Source organism: Bacteroidia bacterium (genome assembly GCA_016218155.1).
Taxonomy (GTDB): Bacteria; Bacteroidota; Bacteroidia; order Bacteroidales; family GWA2-32-17; genus GWA2-32-17.
Genome location: JACREQ010000032.1, coordinates 1 through 25,362, shown reverse-complemented (window position 1 = coordinate 25,362; position 25,362 = coordinate 1). Strand labels below are relative to the sequence as shown.

The window sequence follows — 25,362 nt, the reverse complement described above, 5'->3', positions numbered from 1 at the left end:
ATGATTGGATTACAACAATGTAAGAACTGTTCGGATGACAATTCAGAACAAGTGAAAAAATCAAGCATTACCGAAGCAACAATTAAACAAGCAGTAGATACACTCGTAACAATGTACGGTGAAGACCGAAAAGAATTAATTAATAAAGGTGTGAGTCAGGCAGCTGCTTTATGGTTTGAAAGTGATGGAACTGCCGATGATTTTAAAAATTTCTGTAAGGAAAATTATCTTGGAACTGATTTAATGCGTGAAGCAGTTTTTATTAAAATTCAGCACCAGCTGGAAATTCTGAATGGAAACTTTAACAGAATAACAATAGGATTAATGGAACCACTTCATCTTGGTAACGACGAGCTTTTACCTATTGATGAAATGTTTGGTAGCTATAGTGTTAGTTCACATTTAGCCGACGATTTTTTTGCTAACAAAATTGCTTTTGTTACAATATTAAATTTCCCAGCATATACATTAAAAGAAAAGAATGAATCAGCAGCTTCATGGAGCAGATTACAATGGGCATATGCACGTTTAGGTGATATTTTTTCGAGCAGAGTACCTGCTGACTTAATTCAAAAAATCAGCGAAACAATTACTGCTGCTGATACTTATATAAGCGAATACAATATTTTTATGGGTAATCTTGTTGATGATAACAATAAAACATTATTTCCAAAAGACCTGAAACTTATTACTCACTGGGGTTTAAGAGATGAACTAAAATCAAATTATCAGGGTGATGCTGGGCTCGAAAAACAAAAAATGATTTATGAAGTTATGAAAAAAATAATTACACAGGAAATTCCTTCTGATGTAATTAATAGCGACAAATACCAATGGAACCCTAAATCAAACAAACTTACACAAAACAATGCTGAAATTAAATTCAAACCGGAACCTGATACTCGTTATGAACATTTGTTAAATGTTTTTCTTGCAAACAAAAAAATAGATGCTTATAGTCCACAATACCCGACTTATATACAAAGAAAATTTGATGGAGAAATGGAAATGTCTCAGGAAGAAGTTGAAAAATTATTTATTGAATTTATCAGTTCACCTCAGGTAAAAGAAGTTGCAGCCTTAATAAAAAGCAGACTAGGACGCGACCTACAGCCATTTGACATCTGGTATGACGGATTTAAATCACGCAGTACAATTTCAGAGACAGAACTTACAGACGTTGTTAAAACAAAGTACCCAACAAAAGAAAAATTCCAGCAGGATTTACCATTAATACTTCAGAAACTTGAATTTACACCCGAAAAAGCAAATGAAATTTCAAGCAGAATTAACGTAGATGCTTCACGTGGTGCAGGTCATGCATGGGGCAGCGAAATGCGCGGAGATAATGCTCATTTACGTACCAGAGTTGGCAAAGACGGAATGGATTACAAAGGATATAATATTGCCGTACACGAATTCGGGCATACAGTTGAGCAAACCCTTTCTTTATACGACATGGATTATTATACGATGAAAGGTGTTCCCAATACAGCATTTACAGAGGCGTTAGCTTTCATTTTTCAAAAACGCGATCTTGAATTAATTGGAATAAAGAATTCAGATCCATTAAAAAAGGACATGTTGGCATTGGATAATTTCTGGGCTTGCTACGAAATCATGGGGGTTTCTTTAGTTGACATGCAGGTTTGGAAATGGTTATATGCTAATCCTGATGCAACTCCTGCACAATTAAAAGAACAAGTAATTATTATTGCAAAAGATGTATGGAATAAATATTATGCTCCGGTATTTGGTTCAAAGGATGAGCCTATACTTGCAATTTATTCTCATATGATTGATGCTCCTCTTTACCTTTCAGCTTATCCGGTTGGACATCTTATCGATTTTCAGATTGAGAAACAAATTGATGGAAAGAATTTCGCAAGTGAAATTCAGAGAATATACACACAAGGCAGACTCATACCACAAGTTTGGATGAAAGAAGCCGTTGGAAAAGAAGTTTCTATTCAACCTATGTTAGAAGCCACAACCGAAGCACTAAAAAAAGTAAAATAAAATTCTTAATATTGAAGCAAAGGGAATAAGCTTAAATCTTATTCCCTTTTTTTATGAATTTTTATTTAAAATGAGATTTGAGTATCTTTGTACCTAAATTTCAAATTTTAAAATTCATGGCTTATAACTTACTAAAAGGCAAAAAAGGTATTATTTTCGGTGCCTTAAACGAACAATCTCTTGCATGGAAAATCGCAAAACGCGCTGTTGAAGAAGGTGCAGAAATTACTTTGTCAAACACTCCAATGGCATTAAGACTTGGAACTCTTAAACAACTTTCAGAAGAATGCAATGCACCTATTTATCCTGCTGATGCAACAAGTTTTGCAGAAATAGAAAGTGTATTTCAACAATCAATGGATCATTTTGGTGGTAAAATAGATTTCTTCCTTCATTCTATTGGTATGTCGATGAACGTTAGGAAAAGTCTCCCTTTTGATAATCTTAATTATGATTATTTAATGAAAACTTTAGATATTTCGGGAGTTTCATTTCACAGAATGTTGCAGGTTGCACGAAAATTAGACGCTATAAATGACTGGGGTTCAGTTGTTGCATTATCATATATTGCAGCTCAACGTACTTTTTATCGTTACAATGACATGTCGGAAGCAAAAGCTTTACTTGAATCAATTGCACGTAGCTTTGGTTATATGTACGGGCGTGACAAAAAAATCAGAATAAATACTATCTCTCAATCCCCAACTGCAACAACTGCAGGTAGCGGCGTAAAAGGTTTTGACAGCCTATTGGATTTCACAGATAGAATGTCACCTTTGGGCAATGCTTCAGCTGATGAATGTGCCGATTATTGCGTAACATTATTCAGTGATTTAACACGAAAAGTAACAATGCAGAATTTATTTCATGATGGCGGATTCTCCAGTATGGGAATGAGTTTAAGAGCAATGGAAGCAATTGATAAAGATATTTAATTCTTTTCAGTTTCTTTAAAACCAGCAACAAAAACATTTCCGATTAAAGCCGGAATACCTACATTTATTATCCATAATAATGTTGATGCTGATATTATTTCAGCATACATTTGGCTAAAAACACCAAAGAAAATAACGGCAACCGACCCTCTTATTCCAATTTCTGCAAGTGTAAATGTTGGAATAACTGTAACAACATAAAAAGTCAACACTGACGCCAGAATGCAGTTCAGCATAGATATTTCAATCCCGAAAAAAATAATAAGACAATAAAACTGAGCTACAAAAACAATATATCTAAAAAAACTTAACAATAGGAAATTTAATAATATTTTCGCATTAAAAGATTTAAGTATTTGTGCCGTTTTTGATAGTTTATTTAATAATTTCCAATTATCAAATAAATATGTAAACCAGTTTATTTTGAAATAAAATACTAAACTTAAAACTGCTATAAATACTGCAAATAATTGAACCAATGTCTTCAGATTTTCATCAATTAATGTATTTTCCGGGAACTGATATAAAAAAACAATTATTGCAACCGTTCCTGTAATAATTGTAACAATTAACTGGGATAAACTTGAAGCGATCGAAGCAAATATTGCTTTTGCCCTTTCATTTGACGGTATAGCAAATATTCTTCCAACAAATTCACCTGTACGATTAGGCATAAAAAGCGAAACCGAAGTGCCTGCAAAAACTGCTGCATATGCCTTTAAAAAAGAAATTTTTGCGATATCCTTTATTGCGTATTTCCATTTAGCTGCCTCAAGTCCCCAATTTAATAACATTAAACACAATGCAACTAATAAATAAAGCAAACCCGACGACTTATATACACTAAAATTGGAAAAAACTGCTCTGAATTCCTGATGGAAAATAATTCTTTCTGCAAGAAAGATAAGCGATCCTGCAAATATTATCCATTTCAGAATTTGAAACCCATATTTTTTAAAGAAATCCATTTAACCTGTATATTTAGCAAAGCTATAATTTTTTAATATATCAAATAGTTTTTTTAGTCTATATTTCATATATTTGAAAACAATAGAAGACAATAAATTTAATTCGTATGACAAAATATTTATTTTTAGTTTTAATGGCATCATTTGCAATTAATTCTGTATCGTTTTCTCAAACAAAGATTTACAAAGGCAATTCTACAAGTTATTCTGACTGTTTATTTACTATCAGCGACAATAAAGTTTACAAAGGAAACTCTACCAGCTATTCGGACTGCCAATACACTATTTCGGACAACAAAGTTTACACTGGCAATTCCACCAGTTATTCTGATTGCCTATTTACTATTGATAATGATAAAGTATACAAACAAAATTCTACAAGTTATAGTGACTGTTTATATACTATTTCTAACGATAAGGTTTATAAAACAAATTCCACAAGCTACTCGGATTGCCTTTATACATTTGACAACAACAAAGTTTACACTGGAAATTCCACAAGTTATTCTGATTGTCTTGTTACAATTGACGGAATATACAAATATGCAATTATTGCGTGTATAATAGGACCATATTAAATATATTAACATTATGTACAATAGCATTTTTTTGTTTTACATTTCAGAATGTCTATATTTGAAAATATTTTAAATATATGATTAAGCAATAAAATTATGTGGCAAATATTTATTGGAAGCTTAGTATTAAGTATAATTCATGCATTAATTCCAAACCACTGGATTCCTTTAATTGCAATTTCGAAAACCGAGAAATGGACAATTAAAGAAACCCTATTTGCGACATTTATTACAGGTGTTGCTCATACCTTAAGCACCATTGCTATTGGGATTATAGTTGGTATAGTAGGTTATAAATTAACAGAAAATTATAGCAATATAACAAAAGTTGCAGCTCCGGTAATTCTTTGCGCAATAGGAATTATCTATGTAATTCTAGATTTAAGGTCATCACACCATCATCATCATCACTTTAACGAAAACATAAATATAAACAACAATAAAAAATCAAAGTGGGCAATTCTTATTTCGTTAAGCATTGCCATGTTCCTAACACCTTGCATAGAAATTGAAGCATATTATTTTCAGGCTGGTGTAATTGGTTGGCTTGGGATTTTTATCGTATCCTCTGTATATTTGTGTGTTACATTATTAATAATGTTTTCTTTGGTATATCTGGGATTAAAAGGAATTAATAAATTTAATTCGCATTTTCTGGAACACCACGAAAAACTATTCACCGGAATAGTATTGGTTATTTTAGGTGTTCTGGCATTTTTTGTAGAATTTTAACAATTTGCAATATAATTAAAAACTTTAGTGCTTGCGGTAACGGTAATGTTACCAGCAGATAATTGAGTCAATTGGGGGTTTTTATATTTAATCGTAGTTGAAAACTACGATTAGTAGAGGGATGCTTGCGCCAATAGGTTTGTAAGGTAATGTCACAAGCAAATGCTTGCGCCAATGAAGTGTGTTGAAAAATACGATTAGTAGAGAAAAGAACAATTTAGATTAAAAATTAGCGAAAAAGTTTGCTTTACAACATGTATATTTATATATTTGTTTTTAATTAACTAGAAATCAATGCTACTTTATAAACCCAATTTGATTTTAAAGAATTATTAAAGCAACAAACAATGAAAACAAAACTATTTTTAACATTCACTTTAGCAGTTGCCTTATTTGGATTTACTGCAAAAGCACAGACACAACCTCAGAACGGAGGATTTGAATCATGGGACTCAATTGCTACTGGTGTGGCAAACCCAACAGGATGGTCATCTTTTAACAACTTTGTAAGTTTAGGTGCACCGGTATTATCCTTTAAAACTACTGATTCTCATTCGGGAACTTATGCACTAAGGTTAATTAGTCAGACAGCTATTATCCCGCCACCTTTAGGTACAAATACTCTTGATACTGTTACCGGATATGTTTTTATTGGCGGATTAGACATGAATCATGCAGGAACCCCATATACGGACAGACCAATTTCAATAAGTGCATGGGTTAAAAGTACAGTTGTACCAGGTGGTACAATTTATTTAGTTTCAACATTAAGCAAATGGAATTCTGTAACAAATCAACGTGATAATGTTGCACAAGCAGTTTATCCCATGTCTAATTCATTTGCTACGTACACTCAAATAACTACAGCATTTAATTATTCATCACCAAACAATCCCGACACATTAAATATACAAATTATGGCAGGAGACCCTTCTCCAACAGGAACAATTATGCCGGGTAACGAATATTTTATTGATGATGTAACATTCAACTTTCCGGCTGTTGCAAACGGTTTACTTAATCTTGATTTTGAATACTGGGATCTGGTTTCTACTGGTGCCGAGAACCCTTCTGGCTGGTCATCATTTAACAATTTTGCATTCATAGGTGTGCCAACATTATCATTCAAATCTATTGATGCTCATTCCGGAAATTTTGCATTAAGAATGATAAGTGATACTGCAGTTGTTCCTCCTCCTTTTGGCTCAAATTCATTAGATACTTTACCCGGTTATGTGTTTTTAGGTGACCCAAACATGGACTATCCGGGGTTTCCATTTACTCAAAGACCAACTTCAGTTAGTGCTTGGGTAAAAGGCACTATTACCGGTCCAAATATCTTCTATTTTTTTGTAACATTAAGCAAATGGAATTCAACTACACACCAAAGAGATATTGTAGGACAATTAATGCATCCAATAACATCAACAGTTTCAAGCTATATGCAAATTACCGATCTGTTTAACTATGGAATGCCTGATTCGCCCGACACAATAAGCATTCAGTTAATGTGCGGAGATCCTTCACCAACAGGAATCGTTTTCCCGGGAAGTGAATTTTTTGTTGATGATATTTCATTTGCAGGCTTAACAGCACTTAACGAGCTTAATAATGATGTTAGTGTAACTCTGTACCCCAATCCATCAAATGGTATTTTCTCAGTAAAATCCGAATTATTAATTTCTAAAATAGAGATTATGAATGTAATTGGTGAAACAATTTATTCTTCTGAAATAAATTCAAATCAATCAACTATTGATTTTAGCAAACAAGCTAAAGGTATTTACTTTTATCAGGTTAATACAAAGGATAACAACATTGCTACAGGTAAAATTATTATAAAATAATTATCACCTCCTATTTTAACATTTTGCAATAACATGATTTAAAATTTTGTTTTTAAATCTGTTATTGCTTATATTTGAGTTTAATTGTTTGTAATCGTTTATAGTATTTATAAATGTGAGGAACAATCATAGTTAGGATTAACCATTAGTTATGTACCACTTATAAAATTTACCTTTATTTATATATTATCACTATGAAGATAACAATATTATTGGCTAGTTTGCTTATTTGTTGCAATATTTTTGCACAAAATTATAGAACCATTAAATCTGATGCTGAATTTTATTATATCTCTACAGGTACAAATTACGGGGATATAAATGCAATAAAAATTGACTCAACCAAAATTATTGGAAATGACACCATTTTATATAATTTCCGATCAATGAGAAATTCTGTTCATGGAGACACCTGCGGCAATTTGTTTGGTCCATCGTGGATAGGAAATAAAGTAGTACTTAAACCTGATGGTTATAATTTGTTTTTTAATAAAGTTAACGATACCATAAAAATAAATACCAGAGCTCCACTTAATGCAACTTGGGTTTTTTATAAGTTCCCCACCAACTATTATATTGAAGCACAGGTTAAAGAAGTTGATACAGCTAATTTTCTAGGTATAACTGATAGTATAAAAGTTATCGGTTTTCTGTTAAAGGATATTAACGGGGACACTGTCGATTATTTTCCAACCGATATGGTAATTAGTAAAAATTATGGCTTTATCAGAATGCCTGATTTTTATGAGTTCCCATACGATTCAATTACTGATGTTACTTCTACTAACGATCCTAATACAGATTATTATTTACCAGATTATAACATAGTAGGAAAAACCAATCCGACAGTTGGTACTGTAAATTTTAAAGCAAAAGACATTTACAACTTTAATATTGGGGATGAATTTCACACAGAACAAATGTATACTGTAATTGGACCAGGAACAAAGTCCATAACAAATTTAATAAAAACCATTGTAAGTAAAACTGAATCTCCGAACCATGACACAATTGTTTATTCAATTAAAAGATGTGGTAGAATGGAAAGCTGGACTGTTCAGACTGACCATGCCTTTACATATTACAATGACACCATCATAAATACTTATGTATTTCCATTAAATCAATACAATCCGCTTGATGAGCTACCTAATAAAACCTTTTATTTTAATAATTTTTATGATTATTATGATTTACGTGCAAGCTGTTATAGTAGAGCGACAAAATGGCATCCAGGTTATATGGCTTTCGAAAGTGGAGGTAACGGTTGTTATTATATGAATGGGACAATTCCACCCATGATGACTTATTACTATATTGATGGTTGTGGTGGTGGATATTATAATCAGGATGATTGGATGTTTAACGAATATAATCACCTAAGCTTGGTGTATTATAAAAAAGGAACTGAAACATGTGGTACACCTTATAATTGCGGCACCCTATTAAATACAAAGGAACTAAATAAGGAACAAATTGTTTTATTGTTATACCCAAATCCAATTGAAACAATCTCCTGCCTGGAAGTGAAAAATATAAATGAATCGATAAAATTAATTAATTTGTATAACTCAATAGGTGAAATGATCAGAACGGATAACGTAGTTAACTCAAACAAAGCATACATTAGAAAAGGAGAATTAGTAAAAGGAATATATTTTTATCGCATAGAAACAGAATCTGGAAAAAGTCTTTCGGGTAAATTAATTGTGGACTGAAAAATAAACGGTTCATTACACAACCTATTATATCACCGTGCAATAATATATCACATTAAATATGACGGACAAAGAAATAATATCATGGTTACTTGATGGAGATGTATCTATCCAGTTTCAGGTTTATAGGGATTTATTGAACATTGAAAAACCACAACTAAGAAAAAAGATAGAATCACAGGGTTGGGGGTTAAAATACCTTTCGTACCGTTTACCAAACGGACATTGGGGAAGAAGTTTTTATCAGCCAAAATGGATATCCAGCCATTACACATTGTTAGATTTAAAAAACCTGAATGTTTCGCCTGATAACAAATTAATAAAAGAAACTCTGGATATTATTTTCGAGAATGAAAAAGGTCCGGATGGCGGAATTCTGCCTATAGGAACTACAAAAAAAACCGATGTTTGTGTTAATGGAATGGTTTTGAATTACTCATCATATTTTAAAGTAAAAGAAGATTTATTAGAATCAGTTGTTGACTGTATCCTTGCTCAAAAAATGAGTGATGGAGGATTTAATTGTCAGTATAATCGAATTGGGGCTAAACACAGTTCATTGCACTCTACCCTTTCGGTACTTGAAGGAATTTATGAATATAAAATAAAAGGTTATAAGTACAGATTAAAAGAATTAGAAAAAGCAAAATCAGAGTCAGAAGAATTTATACTTATGCATAAGCTGTTTAAATCGGACAAGACCGGAAATATTATTAAACCAAATTTTCTTAAACTTTATTATCCATCTCGTTGGTATTACGATATTCTTAAAGCATTAGATTACTTCCAGTATGCTAAAGTAAAATATGACAGCAGAATGAATGACGCCATAAATATAATTTATAACAAAAGAAATAAAGACGGTTTGTGGAATCTGGCTGCACACCATCCTGGACAAATACATTTTGAAATGGAACAACCAGGAAAGCCAAGTCGGATGAACACATTAAGAGCACTGAGAGTTTTAAAATATTATAAATAACACAAATTAATTACTATAACAATGAACACAAACATTTCAATAATTGAATTTCTTACAGAATTTGCAGAGCAAACTAAAAGAAAAATATATGCCTCCGAAACAGAATACCCGGGTCCAAATATAAATACGGAAACATTTCACAAGAGAATATTATTTATGCCTGAAAACTCAAGTGAACAAAGTTTTCTTATAGGGTATCATGACTCAAAAAGTTTTAACGAAAATGAACTTTATTTTGGTGTGTTCTTTCCGATTTCAATATCAAATTCAATAAAAATTAGTATTCGGAAAAAAGATATTATTGATAAGCTAAATCCTTTATTAAAACAAAAGATTTTTAAAACAGAAAATGATGATTTTGACTCTCAAACTATTATTACCGGCAATGATAAAAGTATAGTAGATAAATATTTTCACAATAATTACACACAAATACTTATATTAGACTGTCTTAACATAAAGCACGGAATAAATGTTGGAATAAACGGGTTTAATTTAGATTTTGTACCAGCATTTAAAAATAAATCACATTTTGGAATCTATACAAGGTTAGCATGGATAAGAGACACGAAAATTATTGAGGATCTATTCAAGAAGATAGAACAATTCAGAAAAATAATTATTGACAAATAAATTCATAAATTTTATCTTCTATTTTAGAAACCATCAAAATGGAAAAAGTATACATTGAATCGAAAACTTTTGAAAAAATAAACTTTAAAGAAACAGAGCTTATTAAAGGAGAATACGAGAACTGTGTTTTTAATAACTGTGACTTCTCAGATATACTTTTTTCAAATATAAATTTTACAGAATGCAAATTTATTGATTGTAATTTTAGTCTGGTAAAATTCTCAAATACGGCTTTTCGTGATATTATATTTAAAAATTGTAAATTGTTAGGGATTATTTTCACTAATTGCAACCCGTTTTTACTTGCATTTAGATTTGAGGATTGTAACTTAACCCTCTCCTCTTTTCACAAACTGAACTTAAAAAAAACAACGTTCAGAAACTCTATACTTAACGAAGTAGATTTTACTGAAACTAATTTAAGTAATTCTATATTCGACAACTGCGACCTGACACGCGCTATTTTCAACAATACGAATTTAGAAAAAACTGACTTCAGAACTTCGTATAATTATTTAATTGATCCGGAAATAAATCGGTTGAAGAAAGCAAAATTTTCTTTAAATGGCATACAAGGGTTGCTTTATAAATATGATATCGAGTTATATTAAATATAACAACGTATATTATTATTTACAAAATTGTCTTTTCTTGCTTTTATCCTAATGTTTCCTGCCAAACTCCATTAAGTACGATTTTATAAAACCATCAAGTTTACCATCTAAAACACCGTTAGCATCTGAGGTTTCAAAATCGGTGCGAACATCTTTAACAAGTTTATAGGGATGTAAAGTATAGCTTCGAATTTGTGAACCCCACTCAATTTTTTTCTTCTGCCCTTCAATCTCAGCTTGCTTCTCGCGACGCTTTTGCAATTCTATTTCGTACAACTGGGATTTTAAAAGTTTAATTGCATTTTCCCTATTGTTAAGCTGCGAACGTGTCTCCTGATTTTCAACAACAATACCTGAAGGAATATGTCTTAATCTGACTCCTGTTTCAACTTTGTTCACATTTTGTCCACCCGGTCCGCTGGATCTGAAAGTATCCCACTCTAATTCCGAAGCATTAACAGTTATTTCAATACTATCATCAATAACTGGTGAGATAAAAACAGATGCAAAGGTTGTCTGACGTTTTCCCTGAGCATTAAATGGCGAAATACGTACTAAACGGTGAACTCCGGTTTCGCTTTTTAAGTACCCATATGCAAATTCACCTTCAAACTCTAATGTTACGGACTTTACACCTGCCTCATCGCCTGGTTGAAAATCTATTTCCCTTATTTTATAATCATGTTGCTCGCCCCAGCGCATATACATTCGCATAAGCATACCCGCCCAATCAAGACTTTCTGTACCTCCTGCACCAGAATTAATTTTAACAATAGCACTTAGTTTATCTTCTTCCTCACTAAGCATATTTTTCAGTTCCAGAGCCTCTAATAAAGCTAAGGTTTTTTCGTATTGTTCGTCAACATCGGCTTCGGTAGCATCACCAGATTTATAAAAATCAGAAATAAGCTGAAGATCTTCAACAGCAGCATTTACCTGACTATAATTATTTGTCCATACTTTTAAAATTGCAACTTTCTTAAGCTGTTTTTCAGCTTCCTTCGGGTTATCCCAAAAATCTGGCGATTGAGTTTTAAGTTCTTCTTCTTCTATTTCGATAGTTTTGCTATCTATGTCAAAGATACCTCCTCAGAGCATCACGTCTTTCGACCAGGTCCCTTAAATGTTCGGTGGTTATCATAATTTTTTTTTCAAAAATACAGTTTTTATTTAAGATTTAATTATCAGTTTGAATTTCTATTATTTTTGATTTTTTTTTATAATTTTGACGTTCACGCATGGAGTGAACCTTGCGTTTAATTAAATTATTATGAAACAGTTTATAGCCAATGCAGCACCAATATTAAAAAGTATAAGCCATCACGGTGAATTTCACAACCTTTTAAAAGGGCATACATGGATTTTGATTGATGGTAAAGATGATGATGAAAAATATACTTTTCAGGAGAATGGCGAAGTTATTATTGATAAAGACCATAATAAAACCACTGTTAAATGGGATTATGCTCACGATTCAAATAAATTACACATTCATAAACCCGAGGCTGTAGTTTATTTTATAAATTATATTGATAAATCTATTGTGGTTTTACAAAAAGAATTAAACCACAGCGCATTTCTATATTTTGTAAACCCAAAACAAATTGAAGATTTAAATATTGAACAATATTTACATAACATTATTGCAAAACATTTACACTTAAGTCTGGTTCATGTTACGGCAGGGTTTGATATGGAGATTCACAGACGTCATGCAGAAGATTCAATCGGAACTCAGGGACAGGAAGTAAGCTGTAACCTTGAACCTATTGCTGATGGTTTTTATCAGAGTTCAACTTCTAATTTCATTTATGAAATTCACGATAGTAAAGTTGTACATAAAAAACATGTACATAAATTAACCCTTTCTGATGGCACTCAAACTAGCTTGTATTCAGAAAATAAAACTGCAGTTATTTCAGTTGGCGATAATTTAGTTGTAAATTTAAAACCACTTGCAAACGGGAAATATACAACAGAAGAAGAATGGTTTACTTTTAATGAAGGAAAAGTTACAAAAACAGGAAATCTTAAAAAATATAAAACTCCTGAAGGAACTTTGGTAATTGAACAACATGATAATAAACCAATGACAGGTGATGAGGCATATTACGAAGGTGGAAAACCTTTTAATGGAGAAGTTTCAGTTGGATTATTCAAAAAAATAAAAGCTGTAAACGGAAAAATTGTTTAATAAACTAAATATTAAAAATATGATTAAAGGTAAGCACATATTTATTTTGCTTACCTTTTTTGTTATTTTCATTTCACAAAGTACTGCTCAGAATAAAGAAAATCAAAAGTTTGAAGCTGATAGCCTTGTAAATTATGCAAAAAGCTTTTTGGGAACTCCATATAAATGGGGTGGCAGTTCGGCAGGTGGATTTGACTGCTCAGGATTTGTTTCTTTTATTTTCAGGCATTTTCAAATAACAACTCCCCACGGAGCCAGAGATTATTATAAACTTGGGAAATCTATTTCTCAGGACAGCTGTAAAAAAGGAGATATAATTTTATTTACCGGCACAAATTATAGTCGAAAATCTGTTGGACATGTTGGAATAATCATTTCTGACTTTGGCGAACCTTTAAAATTTATTCATTCTTCTTCTTCAAAGAATCACTGGGGGGTAACAATTACAGATTTTTCAAATTCAGCTTATCCTAAAAGGTTTATGGGGATTAGAAGATTATAGTATTCAAATAAATTAAAAGACACCTCTTCTAACTACCTCTCAGCTTTCTTATTTTGCTTATAATAAGCAATTTCCCAAAATATATTATAAAATATTATTACTCACGGAAACCTTTTTTTACTTTTTGCTGTCTTTGGATTAGAAACACATTTCTGCTAAAAAAGCCATGAAAGAAATTCTAAGCCAATTACCAAACTGGATACTTGAATACAAACACCTGATTGCTTTTGGTACAGCAGTATTAATTTCCTCGTTATTAATTCCACCAATTATAAGATACAGTATTAAGTTTGGTTATGTTGACGTTCCTGATAGCAGAAAAATTCATTCCAGGTCAGTTCCCAATCTTGGTGGAATTGCAATTTTTTTAGGACTTATTATTGCTTCCTTATTTTGGTACCGCTTTTTTAATAATTCCGACTTTCTTTATATTTCTATCGGTTCAATTGTGTTATTTGTTACAGGAATTTTTGATGACATAAAAGGAATGAAAGCAAAAAGAAAACTTGTTCTTCAGATTATAGCTGCATTTATTGTTGTATCAGGCGGAATAAGAATTACTTCATTTCATAATTTTCTAGGGATTGGCGAATTACCTGTTATAATTCAATACATTTTTTCGATTATAGTAATTGTCGGAGTAATAAACGCATATAATTTAATTGACGGATTAGACGGTCTTGCCGGAGGAATTGGAATAGTAAACTTTGGAGTTATGGGTTATGTGTTTTTTTCTCTTCAACACACTTCATTTGCTTTACTTTCATTTGCTGTAGCAGGAGCTATTCTTGGATTTTTAGTTTATAACTTTAATCCTGCAAAAATATTTATGGGCGATACAGGCGCATTAATTCTTGGGTTTTTGACTGTAGTTTTAGGTATTAAAGCTATAGAATTAAATATTAATACTCAAACTCAGTTTTACTCATCACAGAATATGGTCTTCACTATTTCAAGTATAATGTTTCTTCCTGTTTTCGACACTTTAAGAGTGTTTGCATTAAGAATAATACGACACAAATCGCCATTTACTGCGGGTAAAGACCATCTTCATCATATATTGTTAAAAAAAGGTTTACATCCACGTGAAGTGACTTATATATTAGTAACAATAAACATAATTATTATACTAATAGGATTTACAATAAATTATTTTGTTCCTATTAAGGTTTTCACAAGCACATTAATGTTAATACTTTAGAAATGAAAACAAATATCATAAAACCCATAACAATTTGTCTTTATTTCTGCAATATTGCAGGAGATAAAAACAAGTTAACTGTTTCTGATGAACAGCTAAAACTAGCATTCTCAGAAGGCATTAGGATTGACAGTTCCGACATTCTTGGATTAACTGAGATTTGTGATTCAGAATTTATTTTATGGCCCGAACCAGAAACTATACGTTGTGAAAAGGAATCAGACAACTCATTTTTAACTTCATATAACTGCAAAGTAACAACACCGGAAGGCAAAAACATTGCAGAAATTTCTGATGAACTAATGAAAACTGCTTTAGATAAAGCAAAATCATTTGGCTTAATAAGCATTAACAATGAATCTTATTCTAACTTTATTTTCCCAAAATGTAATCCAACTGTTTTATTAAATGCTATTTAAATTATGTTATCGCAGCTCTTAAATATTAAATGGACTGTTACTGAAATAATGTTAGGTATTTTAGTAATTCTAGGATTAATAATTTTTTACAAATTTTTAAACTATTTGTTAGGCCGTTATATTAATTATAAAGAATCAAAGAGACCTGTTGAAAAAAAGTCAATGATAGAGATAAATAACATATAACTTATTAGAATTAGAAAGGTATAAGTAAGAAACTTAATTAATGATGCTAACTGATAAAGAAATAGTAACTGCCTGTTTGCAAAATAACCGTGAAGCACAACAAATGCTTTACAAAAAATTTGCATCTAAAATGTTTGGCATTTGCTTAAGGTTTGCACAAAAAAATAATCAGGCTGAAGATATTTTACAGGAAGGATTTATCAGAGTATTTGGGAATCTTTCAAAATTTCGTTTTGAAGGATCATTAGAGGGATGGATTAAGCGCATTGTTGTTAATTCTGCAATTGATTACATAAAAAAATTTGGAGCCCATTTTCAGGAACTAAATGAAGAAACTACAGAAAATATTGACATAGTTGAGAATGAAACAATATCAAATTTATCTGTTGAAGATTTAATGAAAATGATTCAAGAATTACCTGACAGTAAAAGATTAATTTTCAACTTATATGCATACGAAGGCTATAGTCATAAAGAAATTGCCGAGAAATTAAATATTTCAGTTGCAACTTCAAAATCACAATATTGTAAAGCAAAAAAAATACTGCAAGAGCAGTTAAATAGTATAAAAACTAAGAATTATGAGCGAGTTCACTAAAACAGATGTAGGAGATTTTTTTGTTAACCGAACAGAAAACTTTGAAAAAAGTCCTCCTGATTCGATGTGGGAGAGCATCGAAAAACAAATACCACAATATTCGGTTACTAATCCATTATTAAAATATTTTATTGGTGGAATAGGATTATCTGTATTAATATTTGGTTTGTTCTTAATTTTCTATAATTATAACACTGGAACAAAGAATATAACAAATCAAAATATATCAGAAAAAAAAGAAATTACAAATAACGAATCTGAAAAAATCAGTAACAATGCTATTGTTTCAATAAATTCTGAGAATACCGAAAAAGACAATATAGTAGCTGATGTAAATACCGAAAAAATCAAAAACAATAACATTATTAAAAACTCAAGTAATAATACAGATTTAAGAAAGCATGAAACTGAAAACACAACAAGTAAAGATTCAGAAAAATCAGTAAAATACTCAATAAATGCGACAGGCTTAAATGGTGTTTCAGAAATAATTTTTGAAAATAGCAAAAAAGAAAATATATTAACATTAGCAAATCCTAAACCAAATGCATTTGGATTTTATGACATAGATATAAGCAAATTACCTAACGGAACTTATAATATTTTCATAACAATAAACGGAGAAAAGAAGCTTCACAAAACAGAAACTTTCAAATAGCTTATTTTTTTTCAGCTAAAATACATATTAGTATCTCATCATAATAAAGCTGATTCTTATTTTGCTGACTCATTATAAGGTCAGTTAGCCTAATTGACATTTCATTTCTTTCATTACCATAATAAAAAATAGTTGCCTTACCCTGTATAACCTTATAATTAGATCCGGAAACATCTTCATATGCAGCTAACGACCTTGACAAACTTTCAATATTAGCTTCTGGTTTATTTGTTTTAACAATTTGCACTTCAATTGATTTATTTGTCGAATCTATATATGTTATTTGCAAAGACTGGCCTGTAATTGCTCCGTTTTGTTGAAAACGAACAAACAAATACAAATCTTCTGCAATTTGTTTTCCTGCAAGTAATTTACCATGTTTATCCCGAATTAGACTCTTTACAGCTTTAAATCCTAGTGTATCATTACAATCAGAAACAATTTTTGTAGCTAACAATTTTGTTACAGGATTCTCTTCTGCCTGTTTTTTCACTACCGAATTACTGTTAACATATTCTTGTGGCTCAACATTTTTAATTGTTTTGCTCTTATCTTCTCCTTTTAGAAATCTTTTTAATGCATAAAGATTTACACCAACACCAATTGTTGGAGTAACATATATTTTACCTTTATAATATGGATGTGTTTCTGGTTTTAATATAGCAAACCCGGGATCAAAAACTAAAGACATTTCAAGGCTTACAATTTTTTCACTTAATTCAAATCCCACGATACCAGCTAAGCCATATACTGTCGGATTATATTGCATTGTACCAATTTTATTAAGATAATAGTTATTTAACCATCCTGCATGTATTCCAATAATTGGTCTCCATCCATCTTCTGGTTTAAAAAAATAATATTTTAAACCCAAAGCCGAATTTATTGTGGATTTAATATTTATTTCGCGATAGTTTTGAGCCTTCATATATCCTGCTCCGAAATATCCACCAAGATTATACCATCTATACTCAACATTTAATCCATATGCTCCAAATGGCAAACCAAAACCACCCTTTACAACAACATACCTTTTATCTTGTGCAATCAGAGAGGCTGACATAAAAAATGCCATTATAACCATACAAATTATTATTTTAAAACCTCTCATATATGCAAATATCGAAAACTTATTGCAATATTCAATAAAATAATCTTAACCCAAATACTAAGTTAAAAGGTAAAAATTGGTAACAAATAACTAATTATTTTTAACAAAATCGCATAAAAGCTGAAGTGAAATTTCAGGCTCTTCAAACATCCCCAAATGTCCGGATTTTTCCAGCACTACTGTTTTAATTTGTTTAATAATATTTGAGTATGCAGAAATATCTTTATAAGAAAAATATTCATCATGTTTTCCTAATATTAAAAGTACAGGGAAATTAATATTCATCAAAAATACAGATCTGTCAGGTCGCTTCATCATAGCAGTTAAACATGCGATCATACCACTTGCAGTTATATTTGAAGCAATTTGCAAAGATTTCCCCAACAGTTCTTTTCTTTTATCTATATATTCTTGAGCAAACATTTTAGGAACTCCCATATTTATTAAAATATGCTTTTTTCCTTTTTTTAACAGCTCTATTTCGTGCAATCTGTTATTTTTCTTTTCTTCATTATCGGCAAAAGGATGTGAATGAAAAAGACAAAAACTTTTTATCTTTTCCGGAAATAATTCGGCAAAAGCAAGTGTAACATAGCCACCCATTGAATGACCAACTAAAAATATTTTTTCGATTTTTAACTGATTCAATAAAAAATTAACAGCCTCAGCCATTATTTCTATTGTTTGTTGTTCAAACTCTTCGCTTTTACCATGCCCAGGCAAATCAGGACAAATTACTTTATATTGTTCTGAAAGCTTTAAAGCAAAATCAGACCATATTTCATTTGTTTCTAAATAACCATGAAGAAATACAATTGGAAACCCTTCTCCAATTATATTATATGACAATAGCTTTTCTTTATAAACTATTGAAGCAGTCATAAAAACCTATTTCGATTGTACAGTTTTTTCTACTTCGTCAATTGTTATAGGAATTCTCTTTTTTCCAAGAATACGATTTCCGGTTTCAGTTACCAGAATATCATCTTCCAGTCTGATTCCACCAAAATCTCTGTATTGATTTACTTTATCAAAATTAATAAAGTTATAGTTTAATCTTTCTTCTTTCCATTTATCAATAAGCGCCGGAATAAAATAAATGCCAGGTTCAACAGTCAGAACAAAACCAGTCTGAAGTTTACGTCCAAGCCTTAAATATGCTGTTCCAAATTGTTCACTTCTTTTTATTTTATCATCATAACCGACATAATTCTCACCCAAATCTTCCATGTCATGAACATCAATTCCCATCATATGCCCTAATCCGTGTGGAAAAAACATTGTATGTGCTCCTGCAGCAACAGCCTCTTTAGTATCACCTTTCATTAAACCAAGATTTTTTAGTCCCTCGGTAATAACAGTAGCTGCCAATAAATGAACTTCACGATAGTTTATCCCAGGTTTAATTGCATTTATTGCAGCATTATTGGTATCAAGAACTATCTGATAAATTTCTTTTTGTTTTTGTGTAAATTTTCCACCAACTGGTACTACCCTAGTATGATCTGTAGCATAACCCATTTCTGATTCAAAACCTGCATCACAAATCATTAAATCACCTGCAACAAGTTTATTACTGTGATTATGATTATGAAGTGTTTCTCCATGCTTAGATAATATTACCGGAAATGAAACAGTACCACCATGTGACAATGCAAGACCTTCAATAAATCCGGCTATTTCACGCTCATAAACTCCTGATTGAGCCATCCTCATTGCGGTTGTGTGCATTTGATAGCCTACACTCATAATATCATCAAGATGAGCAATCTCAAAACTATCTTTAATAGATCTTATTGCAACAACTGCTTTTATTAATTCAACTGAGGCTTTATCTTTTAAAGAAGTTGATGGAATAACAAGCAGTTTCTCAAGTGTAAGTTTATTTTCAGCTCTGTAGGGAGGTAAAAAATGAATTGTCCGTTTTCTTTTATTTGCATCTGATACTAACTCTGAAAGCATTGCCATCGGGTAAGTTTCATTTACTGCAAATTTTTGGCATAATTCCTTTATTGAAGGTTGAGGCCCCATCCAGATAATATCATCAATATCAACGTCGTTACCAAAAACAACATCTTTCCCGTTATCAATATCAATAACACCAGCAAGACCTGGCATTGATAATCCAAAAAAATATAAAAAAGTGCTGTCTTGTCTAAACTTATATGTATTAGCCGGATAATTCATAGGCGATTCATTATTACCTAGTAAAATAATTAGCCCACTTTTTAACATTGAACGCAACTTGTTTCTTCTGTCTTGATATACAATAGAATCGAACATAATCTCTATCTTTTTGATTTTATTCAAACCTACCTAATTTTTCGCATATTTCAAAAAAATGTGTGATAAATAAAACTACTATGTTCTATCTAAAATCTTTTGTATTTTTAGGAGAATTTATTTTAACCAATTGATGGTCTACTCTTCGAAAAATATTTCATTGATAGTTTCAATAATTGTTGCACTATTTACCGGTATTTTTTCTGCTTTTAGTTTTTTTATTGAGAGTACAAATATCTGGAAATATTTATGTATAGAGATTCTTTCTGTATTTATTGTTACATATTTGATAATTTTCTATACTCTAAGAAAAGTTTTAATAAATAAAATAACTCCTATTTATAAAATTATTCAGAAAACAAGCAATCTGGATTTGAGTCAGGTTGACACTTATGAGGATAAAGACATTGTGAACGAAACAAGTAAAGATGTTGCAAATTGGGCTAAACTTAAAACCCGTGAGATAGATAAATTAAAAAAACTTGAAAAATACAGAAGAGAATTCTTAGGTAATGTATCTCATGAACTCAAAACTCCAATTTTTAATGCTCAGGGCTACATTTCTACACTTATGGATGGTGGAATTGATGATCCTAACATTAATCACAAATATCTTGAGAAAGCTGATCAAAGTATAAACAGATTAATTACTATAGTTCAGGATCTGGAATCAATTTCTAAACTCGAATCAGGAGAACTAGAACTAATCCGCGAAGACTTTAATATTATTCAATTAGTAAAGGAAGTTATTGAAATGCATGAAATGCGTGCAAACCAAAAAAGTATTAAAGTACAAATAAATTGTTCTGATAAAATAATACTAGTTAATGCCGACAAACAAAGAATTACTGATGTAATAAACAATTTAATTGTAAACTCTATTATTTATGGGAAACATAATGGAAATACTACAATTTCTTTTTATGACATGGATAATAAAATTTTAATTGAAATAAGTGATAATGGAGTTGGTATTGAAGAAAAATACATTCCACGTTTATTTGAAAGATTTTACAGAGTTGACAAAAGCAGGTCGCGTGATCAGGGAGGAACTGGGCTTGGTTTAGCAATTGTTAAGCATATTTTAGAGGTGCATGGAGAAAGCATACACGTTAGAAGTACTTTTGGTGAAGGCTCAGCATTTTCTTTTACTTTAAAAAAAGCAAATAATTCAAAGTAAGTATGGATAATAATAATTATAAAATTCTTCTTGTTGATGACGAACCGGATATTCTTGAATTTTTAAGTTATAATCTGATAAAAGAAGGCTATAATGTATTTTTAGCCAGTAACGGTATGGAGGCAATAAACATTGCAGGTAAAGAAATTCCAAATTTAATTGTACTTGATGTTATGATGCCTGGAATGGACGGCATTGAAGTTTGTGAAAATCTTAAAAAAAATAAAAATCTTTCAAATACTGTTATAACATTTTTAACAGCACGTAGCGAAGATTATTCTCAAATCGCAGGTTTTGAAGCCGGAGCTGATGATTATATCACAAAGCCGATTAAACCAAAATTACTTATTAGTAGAATTAAAGCGTTGTTAAAAAGATTTGATTTTTCGGAAAATAAAATAACGACTAATACAATTATTAATTTCGAGAATTTATCAATTAATAAGGAAAAATATAGTGTAACAAAGGACGGAATAGAAATAAATTTACCAAAAAAAGAATTTGAATTATTAGTCTTGCTTGCATCAAAACCTGAAAGAGTTTTTACACGTGATGACATTTATAATACCATTTGGGGAAATGATGTTGTTGTAGGTGAAAGAACAATTGATGTTCATATTAGAAAACTAAGAGAAAAAATTGGCGACAACTTCATACAAACCATTAAAGGTGTTGGTTACCGATTTATTGAATAAATAGAATCTATATCAAAATAAAAACCCCGGATTTACCGGGGTTTTTATTCAGTTTATTTATATTAACTAATATCTGTCAATTATTATTCTTGAGTTCATTACCTCATTGCCATTTGTTACTTTTATCTGATATATTCCTTTAGCAAGTTTTTCAATGTTTACAGGAATTATCATGGATGTAGAAGTTTTTGTATATTCAATTGAACTTACAACTTCACCAGTAACACTAATTATTTTTACTTCAAAACTGTTTCCGGTATTTGAACTGTATTTAATGTTAAATTGTCCGTTACTTGGATTTGGAAATACTTCTAGTTGAGATGACACAGACACTAAATTAACATTATCAATAATAACATTAATTGTTTGTGATGTAGAATTAGTTCCACATGGACTCTGAACAATCTGAGTTATTGTATATGTACCATTAGCAAGGTAAGTATAAGTTGGGTTTTGAGTAAAATCAATACCGCCATCACCAAATGTCCAGGTCCATGAACTTGCTCCCTGTGACAAATCGGTAAACGTTACATTACCAAAACCATTATCTATATAACTAAACCCGGCAACTGGAGCTGTGTTTACTGTTACAACTACCTGATCGGTATTTGAACAACCATTGATTGTTCCTGTAACTGTATAAGTTGTTACGCCTGCAATAGATGGAGTAAACGGAGTTCCATCAGTTACACCATTATCCCATGTGTATGAAGTTGCACCACTACCAGATAAAGTCACAGCAGAACCCAAACATATTACTTGGTCAATTCCTGCATTCACTAAAGGTAATGCATCTACTGTTATATCTATTGTTTGGATAGAACTACAACCTGCAGTTGTGCCTTGAACAGTATATGTAATACTTGTTGGTGGAGTTGCATCAACTGAACTACCTGTTGTAGCACTTAAATATGTTGAAGGTGTCCATAAATAGGTATCTGCACCAGTTGCATTTAATGTTGTTGTTTGACCAACACAAATTGTACTATTTGTTACAGTCACAGTAATTGTTGGAGCACCATTTTCACTTACAGAAGCTATTGCAGTTGATGTACAATTTCCATCAAATACAGAAACAGTATATGAACCTACTCCGAGATTTATTGCAGTAGCTGAAGTCTGACTAGCAGCTGCTACATCCCATAGATATGTATAAACTCCTGTTCCACCTGTAGCACTAGCTGTTGCAGATCCATCCGCGATACCACATGATGCATTTAAACTTGTTGCTGATGCTATTGGAGATGCATTTACTGTTACAATTATCTGATCGGTATTAGAACAACCATTTGAAGTTCCAGTAACAGTATATGTAATAGTTCCAACTGCCTGTGTAAACGGAGTTCCATCAGTTACTCCATTATCCCAAACGTATGAAGTTGCACCACTACCTGTTAAAGTAATCTGTAAGCCTTCACATATTATCTGGTCGGCACCTGCATTTACATTTGGTATTGCATTTACTGTTACAATAACCTGATCGGTATTTGAACAACTTCCTAATGTGCCTGTTACAGTATATGTTACTATTCCAACTGTTGGTGTAAATGAAGCTCCATCTATTACTCCATTATCCCATGTATATGAAGTAGCTCCACTACCTGTTAAAGTAACAGAAGTTCCTTCACAAACCACTTGGTCAGAACCGGCACTTACATTTGGAAGAGCATTAACTGTTACAACTACCTGATCGGTATTTGAACAACCACCTGTTGTTCCTGTTACAGTATATGTTATTGCACCTACAGCAGGAGTAAACGGAGTTCCATCTGTTACTCCATTATCCCATGTGTATGAGGTTGCACCACTACCTGTTAATATAACAGGAGTACCTGAACAAACTACCTGGTCTGCACCTGCATTAACAACTGGTAATGAATTTACAGTTACTACTGCACTTGAAGTTGCTGTACAAGCATCTGCACTGGTTACAGTCACAGTATATGTTGTTGTAGCAGCAGGGGTAACAGTTATTGCGGCTGTTGTTGCGGCATTACTCCATAAATAACTTGCACCACCTGAAGCTGTCAAAGTTGAACTCTGACCGGCACAGATCGTTGCACTTGCTGGAGTTATTGCAGCTACCGGAACTGCATTTACAGTTACAGACACATTGCCTGTTGCATTATTTGAACCATCATTTACAGTTACATTATAAGTCGTATTTACTGTAGGAGATACCACCGGATTTGCTATCGTTGAAGTAAATCCTGCCGGTACTGATGTCCATGAATATGTATAGATTCCACTACCTCCTGAAGCTAAAGCATTAAGTTGTGTTGAACTTCCTAAACATATCGCTGTTGGAGTTGCAGAAGTTGTTACACTTAAAGGACTTCCTGTTATCGTTACAATTACTACATCAGTGCCTTGACATGATGTAACAGCATCTGTTACTGTTAAAGTATAAGTTGTTGTTGTACCTAAATTAACAGTTGTTGGATTCTGAACATTTGCAGATACTAACTGACCGGCTGGAGACCATAACCATGTATATGTTCCTGAGCCACCTGAAGCCGAACCGGTAAGAGAGGTTGATGTTCCATTTGGTATTGACTGATCAACGCCTGCATTTGCTACAGGTGTTGCATTTACAGCTACTACTGCACTTGCTATTGCTGTACACGTTGCTGCATTGGTTACAGTCACTGTATATGTTGTTGTAGCAGCTGGGGTAACAGTTATTGCGGCGGTTGTTGCAGCATTACTCCATAAGTAGCTGGCACCACCTGAAGCTGTCAAAGTTGAACTCTGACCGGCACAAATTGTTGCACTTGCTGGAGTTATTGCGGCTGTTGGCAATGTATTTACAGTTACTACTGCACTTGAAGTTGCTGTACATGTTGCTGCATTGGTTACAGTTACTGTATATGTTGTTGTTATTGCTGGCGTAACAGTTATTGCAGCGGTTGTGGCAGCATTACTCCATAAGTAACTTGTACCACCTGAAGCTGTCAAAGTTGAACTCTGACCGGCACAGATTGTTGCACTTGCTGGAGTTATTGCAGCGGTTGGAGCTGCGTTTACAGTTACTGTTGCACTTGATATTGCTGTACATGTTGCGGCATTTGTTACAGTCACTGTATATGTTGTTGTTGCGGCAGGGGTAACAGTTATTGCTGCTGTTGTTGCGGCATTACTCCATAAGTAACTTGTACCACCTGAAGCTGTCAATGTTGAACTCTGACCAGCGCAGATTGTTGCACTTGCTGGAGTTATTGCAGCGGTTGGTAAAGCATTTACAGTTACGATTCTTGAAGCTGTTGCTGTACATGTTGCTGCATTTGTTACAGTCACTGTATATGTTGT

At 32.0% G+C, this 25,362-nt stretch carries 23 protein-coding genes; 17 read left to right on the top strand and 6 right to left on the bottom strand.

Annotated features, from left to right (window positions below):
- On the top strand, positions 1–2,019 hold the full coding sequence (locus tag HY951_04735) for a hypothetical protein (protein ID MBI5539342.1): 2,019 nt from the start codon (positions 1–3) through the stop codon (positions 2,017–2,019).
- A 116-nt stretch (positions 2,020–2,135) separates the two neighbouring features.
- Positions 2,136–2,954 carry an enoyl-ACP reductase gene (locus tag HY951_04730; GenBank protein MBI5539341.1) on the top strand — a complete coding sequence of 273 codons (819 nt, stop codon included), beginning with the start codon at positions 2,136–2,138 and terminating at the stop codon, positions 2,952–2,954.
- Here the strand turns inward: HY951_04730 and HY951_04725 are convergent.
- Positions 2,951–3,922 carry a flippase-like domain-containing protein gene (locus HY951_04725; protein MBI5539340.1) on the bottom strand — a complete coding sequence of 324 codons (972 nt, stop codon included), beginning with the start codon at positions 3,920–3,922 and terminating at the stop codon, positions 2,951–2,953. The genes HY951_04730 and HY951_04725 overlap by 4 nt on opposite strands.
- Before the next feature lie 107 nt (positions 3,923–4,029).
- Between HY951_04725 and HY951_04720 the strand changes: the two genes are divergently transcribed.
- The 7 genes from HY951_04720 (at position 4,030) to HY951_04690 (ending at position 11,023) form a co-directional block, all read left to right on the top strand.
- Entirely contained in the window at positions 4,030–4,500 is a 471-nt protein-coding gene (locus tag HY951_04720) for a hypothetical protein (GenBank protein ID MBI5539339.1), read from the top strand.
- Between the two features lie 96 nt (positions 4,501–4,596).
- Positions 4,597–5,232, top strand: coding sequence for a hypothetical protein (locus tag HY951_04715; protein ID MBI5539338.1), 636 nt, complete (start codon positions 4,597–4,599; stop codon positions 5,230–5,232).
- A 347-nt stretch (positions 5,233–5,579) separates the two neighbouring features.
- Positions 5,580–7,079 (top strand): T9SS type A sorting domain-containing protein, encoded by a 1,500-nt coding sequence (locus HY951_04710; GenBank protein MBI5539337.1) that lies wholly within the window; start codon positions 5,580–5,582, stop codon positions 7,077–7,079.
- A gap of 194 nt (positions 7,080–7,273) precedes the next feature.
- A complete protein-coding gene (locus tag HY951_04705) occupies positions 7,274–8,797 on the top strand; it encodes a T9SS type A sorting domain-containing protein (GenBank protein MBI5539336.1) in 1,524 nt (507 codons plus the stop codon).
- A gap of 61 nt (positions 8,798–8,858) precedes the next feature.
- Positions 8,859–9,779, top strand: a complete 921-nt coding sequence (locus HY951_04700) for a hypothetical protein (GenBank protein ID MBI5539335.1) — start codon at positions 8,859–8,861, stop codon at positions 9,777–9,779.
- Between the two features lie 21 nt (positions 9,780–9,800).
- On the top strand, positions 9,801–10,412 hold the full coding sequence (locus tag HY951_04695) for a hypothetical protein (GenBank protein ID MBI5539334.1): 612 nt from the start codon (positions 9,801–9,803) through the stop codon (positions 10,410–10,412).
- A gap of 38 nt (positions 10,413–10,450) precedes the next feature.
- Entirely contained in the window at positions 10,451–11,023 is a 573-nt protein-coding gene (locus HY951_04690) for a pentapeptide repeat-containing protein (protein ID MBI5539333.1), read from the top strand.
- A 51-nt stretch (positions 11,024–11,074) separates the two neighbouring features.
- On the opposite strand, the gene prfB is transcribed toward HY951_04690, so the two are convergent.
- Positions 11,075–12,167, bottom strand: a protein-coding gene (prfB, locus tag HY951_04685; protein ID MBI5539332.1) for a peptide chain release factor 2 whose coding sequence is annotated in 2 segments (ribosomal slippage) — positions 11,075–12,103 and positions 12,105–12,167 — 1,092 coding nt in all. Because the reading frame shifts where the segments join, the coding sequence is not laid out codon by codon here.
- A 129-nt stretch (positions 12,168–12,296) separates the two neighbouring features.
- Here prfB and HY951_04680 point away from each other — a divergent pair.
- From HY951_04680 to HY951_04655, 6 genes are all read left to right on the top strand, one after another.
- On the top strand, positions 12,297–13,220 hold the full coding sequence (locus HY951_04680; GenBank protein MBI5539331.1) for a hypothetical protein: 924 nt from the start codon (positions 12,297–12,299) through the stop codon (positions 13,218–13,220).
- A 19-nt stretch (positions 13,221–13,239) separates the two neighbouring features.
- On the top strand, positions 13,240–13,722 hold the full coding sequence (locus tag HY951_04675; GenBank protein ID MBI5539330.1) for a C40 family peptidase: 483 nt from the start codon (positions 13,240–13,242) through the stop codon (positions 13,720–13,722).
- A 166-nt stretch (positions 13,723–13,888) separates the two neighbouring features.
- A complete protein-coding gene (locus HY951_04670; protein MBI5539329.1) occupies positions 13,889–14,923 on the top strand; it encodes an undecaprenyl/decaprenyl-phosphate alpha-N-acetylglucosaminyl 1-phosphate transferase in 1,035 nt (344 codons plus the stop codon).
- Between the two features lie 2 nt (positions 14,924–14,925).
- Complete coding sequence (locus HY951_04665; protein ID MBI5539328.1) at positions 14,926–15,342, top strand: glutamine synthetase beta-grasp domain-containing protein; 417 nt, start codon at positions 14,926–14,928, stop codon at positions 15,340–15,342.
- Positions 15,343–15,568: 226 nt separating this feature from the next.
- The gene (locus HY951_04660) at positions 15,569–16,126 is read left to right on the top strand and encodes a sigma-70 family RNA polymerase sigma factor (GenBank protein MBI5539327.1); all 558 of its coding nucleotides are present in this window, start codon (positions 15,569–15,571) and stop codon (positions 16,124–16,126) included.
- Positions 16,110–16,784: a hypothetical protein gene (locus HY951_04655; protein ID MBI5539326.1), complete on the top strand. Its 675-nt coding sequence runs from the start codon at positions 16,110–16,112 to the stop codon at positions 16,782–16,784. The genes HY951_04660 and HY951_04655 overlap by 17 nt, the downstream gene beginning before the upstream one ends.
- A 1-nt stretch (position 16,785) precedes the next feature.
- Here HY951_04655 and HY951_04650 read toward each other — a convergent pair whose 3' ends face one another.
- The 3 genes from HY951_04650 to HY951_04640 all read right to left on the bottom strand — a co-directional run bounded on the left by HY951_04650 (position 16,786) and on the right by HY951_04640 (position 20,178).
- Positions 16,786–17,847 (bottom strand): hypothetical protein, encoded by a 1,062-nt coding sequence (locus tag HY951_04650; protein MBI5539325.1) that lies wholly within the window; start codon positions 17,845–17,847, stop codon positions 16,786–16,788.
- Between the two features lie 138 nt (positions 17,848–17,985).
- Positions 17,986–18,777, bottom strand: coding sequence for an alpha/beta hydrolase (locus HY951_04645; protein ID MBI5539324.1), 792 nt, complete (start codon positions 18,775–18,777; stop codon positions 17,986–17,988).
- Positions 18,778–18,783: 6 nt separating this feature from the next.
- Positions 18,784–20,178 carry an aminopeptidase P family protein gene (locus tag HY951_04640; protein ID MBI5539323.1) on the bottom strand — a complete coding sequence of 465 codons (1,395 nt, stop codon included), beginning with the start codon at positions 20,176–20,178 and terminating at the stop codon, positions 18,784–18,786.
- Between the two features lie 133 nt (positions 20,179–20,311).
- Between HY951_04640 and HY951_04635 the strand changes: the two genes are divergently transcribed.
- Positions 20,312–21,358 (top strand): sensor histidine kinase, encoded by a 1,047-nt coding sequence (locus HY951_04635; GenBank protein MBI5539322.1) that lies wholly within the window; start codon positions 20,312–20,314, stop codon positions 21,356–21,358.
- 2 nt (positions 21,359–21,360) lie between these two features.
- Positions 21,361–22,053: a response regulator transcription factor gene (locus HY951_04630; GenBank protein ID MBI5539321.1), complete on the top strand. Its 693-nt coding sequence runs from the start codon at positions 21,361–21,363 to the stop codon at positions 22,051–22,053.
- Positions 22,054–22,119: 66 nt separating this feature from the next.
- On the opposite strand, the gene HY951_04625 is transcribed toward HY951_04630, so the two are convergent.
- Positions 22,120–25,362, bottom strand: a 3,243-nt coding sequence (locus HY951_04625) for a T9SS type A sorting domain-containing protein (GenBank protein MBI5539320.1), incomplete at its 5' end; no start/stop codon positions are given.